The organism is Heyndrickxia sp. NPDC080065, from assembly GCF_050281185.1.
Lineage (GTDB): Bacteria > Bacillota > Bacilli > Bacillales > Bacillaceae_C > Heyndrickxia.
The window spans coordinates 24,235-29,703 of the sequence record NZ_JBNNWS010000033.1; the positions used below are offsets into that span (position 1 = coordinate 24,235).

8 protein-coding genes are annotated in these 5,469 nt (G+C 35.0%); 6 read left to right on the forward strand and 2 right to left on the reverse strand.

Features of this window, described 5'->3' with window-relative positions; translation table 11 throughout:
* The 5 genes from ACQKP0_RS24795 to ACQKP0_RS24815 all read left to right on the forward strand — a co-directional run.
* The coding region (locus tag ACQKP0_RS24795; RefSeq protein ID WP_427408483.1) for a glycerophosphodiester phosphodiesterase family protein at positions 1-1,818 on the forward strand (1,818 nt) is incomplete at its 5' end.
* A gap of 53 nt (positions 1,819-1,871) precedes the next feature.
* The gene (locus ACQKP0_RS24800) at positions 1,872-2,690 is read left to right on the forward strand and encodes a glycerophosphodiester phosphodiesterase family protein (RefSeq protein WP_427408484.1); all 819 of its coding nucleotides are present in this window, start codon (positions 1,872-1,874) and stop codon (positions 2,688-2,690) included.
* Between the two features lie 134 nt (positions 2,691-2,824).
* On the forward strand, positions 2,825-3,145 hold the full coding sequence (locus ACQKP0_RS24805; protein WP_427408485.1) for a hypothetical protein: 321 nt from the start codon (positions 2,825-2,827) through the stop codon (positions 3,143-3,145).
* Positions 3,145-3,369: a phage holin gene (locus ACQKP0_RS24810; RefSeq protein ID WP_427408486.1), complete on the forward strand. Its 225-nt coding sequence runs from the start codon at positions 3,145-3,147 to the stop codon at positions 3,367-3,369. Before ACQKP0_RS24805 ends, ACQKP0_RS24810 begins: the two co-directional genes overlap by 1 nt.
* Before the next feature lie 56 nt (positions 3,370-3,425).
* Positions 3,426-4,445 (forward strand): GH25 family lysozyme, encoded by a 1,020-nt coding sequence (locus ACQKP0_RS24815; protein WP_427408487.1) that lies wholly within the window; start codon positions 3,426-3,428, stop codon positions 4,443-4,445.
* 109 nt (positions 4,446-4,554) lie between these two features.
* Here ACQKP0_RS24815 and yjcZ read toward each other — a convergent pair whose 3' ends face one another.
* Both yjcZ and ACQKP0_RS24825 read right to left on the reverse strand, forming a co-directional pair.
* Entirely contained in the window at positions 4,555-4,698 is a 144-nt protein-coding gene (gene yjcZ, locus ACQKP0_RS24820; RefSeq protein WP_427408488.1) for a sporulation protein YjcZ, read from the reverse strand.
* 81 nt (positions 4,699-4,779) lie between these two features.
* Positions 4,780-4,863 carry a YjcZ family sporulation protein gene (locus tag ACQKP0_RS24825; RefSeq protein WP_387313434.1) on the reverse strand — a complete coding sequence of 28 codons (84 nt, stop codon included), beginning with the start codon at positions 4,861-4,863 and terminating at the stop codon, positions 4,780-4,782.
* 342 nt (positions 4,864-5,205) lie between these two features.
* Between ACQKP0_RS24825 and ACQKP0_RS24830 the strand changes: the two genes are divergently transcribed.
* A complete protein-coding gene (locus ACQKP0_RS24830; RefSeq protein WP_427408489.1) occupies positions 5,206-5,307 on the forward strand; it encodes a YjcZ family sporulation protein in 102 nt (33 codons plus the stop codon).
* Positions 5,308-5,469 lie beyond the last annotated feature (162 nt).

A 5,469-nucleotide genomic window follows, 5' to 3' on the forward strand; every position in this document is an offset into this window, starting at 1 on the left:
GTACAAGATGGAAATAATCGTTTTGTAACAGATACCGAAAAATCTAATTGGAATGGTAAGGCAGGAACGGCTGTTGCAACACAAACAGCAAATGGGCTTATGAGTAAAGAGGATAAAACGAAACTTGATGGAGTAGAAACGGGTGCAAACAAGTATACACATCCAGCAACACATCCAGCGAGTATCATTGTACAAGATGGAAATAATCGTTTTGTAACAGATACCGAAAAATCTAATTGGAATGGTAAGGCAGGAACGGCTGTTGCAACACAAACAGCAAATGGATTAATGAGTTCAATCGATAAATCGAAATTAGACGGGGTTGCCACAGGTGCGAATAACTATGTCCACCCATCTAATCACCCACCAAGCATTATTACACAGGATGCAAATAACCGTTTTGTTAGTGATGCTGAAAAAGCCAATTGGAATGCAAAGGAAACTACCGCAGGTGCGCAATCGAAGACAGATAAAGCGTTAGCTGATGCAAAACAATGGGTTAAAGATTTATCAGGTGGAATTAAATTTAAAGACTTAAAAGAACCTATCTATATTTGTCATAGAGGTGCCCTAAATATATTCCCTGAGAACTCTTTAGAGGCCTTTCAAAATTGTGTTAGTTTAGGAAATCCAGTTATTGAAATGGATGCACAAAAACTGCAAGATAATACTTTGGCAATTATGCACGATGATACAGTAGATCGGACTACTAACGGAAAAGGGAATGTTTCGGATTATAACATCATGGGATGGAGAAACTTGAAAATTAATACTTTAGCACACGTTGAGGGTTCGAACTCTCAAAAAGCGTCTCCTGGATATTCATTAGTTTCTCCGCCTTTACTTGAAGAGGTATTTAGAGCTATCGGAAATAATGCTGTATATATGCCAGAATCAAAAGATAAACGCTCAACTGCAGAAATTGTGGCTTTGGTGAAAAAATATAATCTAGAAGAATACGTATTAATCCAATCATTTGACCTGGATGACTTACAACCAGCAATTGATGTAGGAATACCGACCATTTACCTACATGATAGTATACCAGACCCAAAAGCAATATTAGCGAGAGGTGTAAAGATAGTAGGTGTATCATCTAGCGTTTCAGACTCATTTATAACAGGGTTAAAAAACGCAGGACTAAAAGTGTATGTCTATACGATAAATAACCGATATATAAGAGATAGATTCACAGCTCTTGGGGTTAATGGATTTTTCACGAATGACCCTTGGTACTTATCTAATACAGCTCCAATTTTAAGAAAGGACCCGTTTACCAATCAACAATTTACACACGGTATGATCCCAAGTTATACCACTTATCGTGGGGGATTCTATTCACCTAATAGATGGGGATGGGTAAACGATAACTCGGATCGTGACTTTGTTTTAGCTGGTTGGGCGGGAGAACTACCGGATAAGTTTAAAATAACATTTGATTTTAGATTTGATAGAATTGTCTCTGGAAGCTGGGGCTCTTTGGCACTTTGTACACCTATAGACTACTTTGATGATAATAAAACATCTCTTTCTAATGGATATCATATTCTTTGGGGCCAAGCCGGGACATTGGATATTTACAAATGTACAAATGGCACATCTACAAAAATAGCAACTACATCATCGCCATCTTTATCTAGTGGTGTAGACATCAAATTAGAAATAACAATAGACGCTACAAGCGTCAAAATTGCAAGGGCTGATTATCCATCGTACTATGCACAGGTAAACGATACAGCATTCAGAAAGGGATTTTTGCACTTCGGAAGAAAACAAGCGCTTTGTTCTTGGAGTAATGTTGTTATTACACCACTTTAAAGCCTTGCTTTTTCTACTTTCAATTCACATTTATTTATGGTAAAAAGGATAGTATGAGAACATTAAAATTTCTTTTAATAATGGTATCTATATTTTGTATCGGGTGTACCAATCACACTGAAGCGAGAGACAAAAAGAATTTTCTACTTATTGCTCATCGTGGTGCATCATCAGTTGCCCCCGAACACACAATGGCTTCTTATAAAAAAGCTATTGATCTACGAGCCGATTACATTGAAATCGATTTAAGAATGACAAAAGATGGTCATTTAATCGCACTGCACGATGATACAGTAGATCGGACTACTAACGGTAAAGGAGATGTAAAAAATTTATCGCTTAAAGAAATAAAAAAACTTGATGCAGGAAGTTGGTTTAACAAGAAATTTAAGCGAGAAAAGGTACCAACTATAGATGAGATATTTGACAAGTTTGGTAATAAAACAAATTACTATATTGAAACTAGATTAGTAAACGATAAGACTTTGATGGAAAAGAAACTCTTAAAAACAATAAAAAAGAAAAAGATAAAAAGCAAAATAATAATAGAGTCTTATTCGACGAGAAGTTTAGAAAGAGTGCATGAACTTAATTCTAAGATTCCTCTCATTCAACTTCTTTTGTATAAAAACAATGAAGAATTCACTAGTAGCAATATAAGCAAATGGAAAAAATACGCATCTGGAGTAGGTATAAACGCTGAAACCGCCAATAAGGAATTAATTAAACTTCTTCATAAGAACCATTTATTGGTTCATACCTTTTTCTTTGAGAATGAAAAAAAAGGAACTAAGAATGTTATTGATCTAGGCGTGGATGGTATTTTTACTAATTATCTCGATTATGCAAAAAAAGTAAGCTCGTCCAAATGACGAGCTTTTTTAGAATTAATAAACATTATGCACAACAACACCACTCATTGAGTAGGTGTATTTTTTATGCCCTATGACCTAAGTTTGCTCTGAACTGATCGGGGCTATTTTTATTTCCAATAGGTGGTGGTCATTTGACAATTGAGCTAGGAGTATTGATATCTGTTCTCGGATTAATTATTGCTTATCAAGGGTTTCAACTGAATAAGCAAAAAAATCTATCTGAGCAACAGAAAAACGAAAAAGACGATGCAAGGACAGATGCCAAAGAAAGTGCTGAAATAAAGGCTCAGCTTGATTACATTGGCAAAGGTGTGGATGATATCAGAATCGATTTAAGAACTAATGAACGTCAAATGGCAGCATTGGGCGAGAGGGTAACAAGGGTCGAAGAATCATCAAAGCAAGCGCATAAAAGGCTAGATACCATTGAATCTAAGGAGGAATTGAAATAATGGATAAAGCTAGTGTATCTCGTTTTGCATTTTTAATTGTGGCTGTGATTAATGCCGTATTAAATTTAATTGGGTTTCAAACCATTTCTGACGAATACGTTAATGATTTAGTCGCCGTAGTTTCGGGGGCTTATTTTATTTATGTCGCATGGAAGAATAATTATTTGAGCCAAAAAGGTAAAAAGCAAAAAGAAGTATTGAAAAAAGAAGGTCTAGCGAAGTAAGAGCAGCGTTTTTTCGTTGCTCTTTTTTATTTTATAAAAAAAGGAGATTGATAAACATGGGTGTTATCATGGATATTTCCCACCATCAAATTTCAAGCAAAATCGATTGGGCTAAAGCAGCTAAAGAAGTAGACTTGTGTATTATTCGTGTGCAGTACGGTTCGAATCTCATTGATCGTGAATATAAAAATCATGTGGCCAACTGTAAAAAATACGGTATTCCTTTTGGTCACTATGCCTATGGAATGTTTGTATCGGTTGCAGATGCTATTAAAGAAGCGAAAGATTTTATGGCACGTGCGGATATGGATGCTTTGTTTTTAGCGCTTGATGTTGAAGGCGATACAATAAAATCCTGCGGAACAAAAGACCTCGCCAAAGCATCACAAGCCTTTATCGATGAATTAATAAAAGCTGGTCATAAAACAGGATTCTATGTTTCCCATGAATTATATAAAAAATACAGTTTGGATAAAGTAAAAGCTGATTTTCTATGGATTCCACGTTACGGTAAAGATAATGGAAAACCTGATAAAAAGCCGGATTATCCTTGCTGCCTATGGCAGTATTCCCAGTATTGTAAAGTAAACTGGTATGGGGGTAATTTAGACTTAAATTTATTAAATGGTGATAAGGATCTTGAATGGTTTGTTGGTAAATCGCCATCTTTGCCATGTGCCAAAAAGCCACAAGATAAACCTATTAAACCACCTTCAAAGTCAGATGAAAAATATCAAGTTGTAAAAACGTTGAATGGCTATATAAATGCTTCAGATGCCAAGGGCAAGAAAAATAAAAAGACTACAGTTGTTGCGGGATCCTATTTTGTATTCAACAAGTCTGATGGAATGATCAACGTCACTACTCAAAAAGGTGTTCCTGGCAGCTGGATTAATCCAGCGGATAATAAAAAAGCTACTACAACGTCGCAAACAAAAGATCACATAGTGGTTAAAGGTGATACCGTATCAGCTCTTGCAATTAAATACGGTTCCACACAAGCAGATATTAAAAAGTGGAATAATCTAAACAGTAAATACCTAATTAAAATCGGTCAAAAATTGCGGGTGAAATAGAATAATTTGGTTGTCATTTGAAATATTAGTAATGTCCTCTAGATTTACTTCCAAGTAAAAAGCCCTTCCAATTGGAGGGGCTATTTTTTATAAAATAAAAGGACTTTTATTAGCACCAAGCAGATAATACAATGATTAACAAAATGAACAATACTACGATCAATACAAAAGTGCTGCCACCGTAAGATGTTCCACCATAGCCATATCCGCCATATCCACCATATCCACTATATCCACCATATCCAGACCACATATATCACTCACCTCCAATCGGATATTTAAGAGTGTGTTCTTAAACAAGATTGGGTTTGTATGAATCAAGCTACGGAGTTAATTAATAACCACCACTCATAAATGATGCACCTACAATGATAAGCAAAATAAATAATACTACAATCAAAGCAAAAGCTGATCCCATACTTAACACCTCCTATGGATTGTTTATGGGTGCTATAAATGCAATCCCTTACTTTTATATTATGTAAATTTATAGAAAGTGTTAGTGGACAAATGTTTAAAAGAGAGAAAAATCTTCATTTATCTAGTAGATTCTTTTCCTATACATCGACGTTCTTTCAAATAATAGATAAAAGTGCATGATATAAAACATACGCATTTACCGAAGGTGATATCCAAGGGTATGGAGGTTAAACTAAAATATATTTTTATTAAATAGGTATAGAATTCCATTCATGTCCGTTTCAGATTTTACAATCATTACATATTATTTAAAGACTCTTAATAATGGTGGTGATACTCTATGGAATTTGAAGAACGTCGTCATAATCCCTTCGCTTTAATCGTTGTTCTTTTCATCCTTTTAATCATTGTTGGAGCATCCTTCATGAGTTATGGGTATTAAATTTCACGACTCTCCAGCATAATTGGGGGGTGTATGTTCTTAACCAAGGAATGTAAAATACAAAAATCATATTACTTTTTTTACTAGTTTAAGAAAAAAAGTGAGTTTTTTGCCTTGGTGAGTTAGGGGTCTTTTGTCTAGACTTCTTAAATGAAGGGAGGA

Excerpts from the sequence above, each read along its gene's own strand:
- ACQKP0_RS24800 (WP_427408484.1), top strand. The coding sequence starts at position 1,872 with ATGAGAACATTAAAATTTCTTTTAATAATGGTATCTATATTTTGTATC.
- ACQKP0_RS24810 (WP_427408486.1), top strand. The coding sequence starts at position 3,145 with ATGGATAAAGCTAGTGTATCTCGTTTTGCATTTTTAATTGTGGCTGTG.
- ACQKP0_RS24815 (WP_427408487.1), top strand. The coding sequence starts at position 3,426 with ATGGGTGTTATCATGGATATTTCCCACCATCAAATTTCAAGCAAAATC.
- yjcZ (WP_427408488.1), bottom strand. The coding sequence starts at position 4,698 with ATGTGGTCTGGATATGGTGGATATAGTGGATATGGTGGATATGGCGGA.
- ACQKP0_RS24825 (WP_387313434.1), bottom strand. The coding sequence starts at position 4,863 with ATGGGATCAGCTTTTGCTTTGATTGTAGTATTATTTATTTTGCTTATC.
- ACQKP0_RS24830 (WP_427408489.1), top strand. The coding sequence starts at position 5,206 with ATGGAATTTGAAGAACGTCGTCATAATCCCTTCGCTTTAATCGTTGTT.